At 42.5% G+C, this 445-nt stretch carries 1 pseudogene; it reads left to right on the top strand.

The window, feature by feature from the left end:
- Positions 1-445 (top strand): annotated as a pseudogene (locus ACHUFA_RS11045) (IS3 family transposase); the annotation flags it as partial.

Below are 445 nucleotides of genomic sequence, written 5' to 3'. Positions count from 1 at the left end.
TGCAGGTAGAAAACGCAGTGAACTGATCAAAGAATATGAGTTAACCCCTTCAACCTTCGATAAGTGGGGTCGCCAGGAAAAAACAACTGGTTCGTTTAAAAGCATTGACAATCTTACGGAGGAACAGCGTGAGCTGATTGAACTTCGCCATAATCACTGCTAACAAGGATAAATACAGCATTTCAGACATGTGTCGCTTACTTGATACGGTGCCAGGAAACTCAAACAGCTTCTTGGATTAGAGGGAGCTACTGTCTCTCGTCATCAGATTCGCCGTATCATGAAAAAGTACAATCTATTCTCAGTTTATCAGAAATCGGCTTTCAAGCCACATTCTAAGGAGAAAAACGAGGCACCTATTCCTAACCGATTGGACAGACAATTTGATGAGCACAAGCCCTTATCTACCCTTGTGACAGACTTAACCTATGTCCGTGTTAGTAGT

The sequence above is a fragment of the Streptococcus hepaticus genome, assembly GCF_043656315.1.
Taxonomy (GTDB): Bacteria; Bacillota; Bacilli; order Lactobacillales; family Streptococcaceae; genus Streptococcus; species Streptococcus hepaticus.
This window is presented reverse-complemented; position numbering and strand designations above follow the sequence as displayed.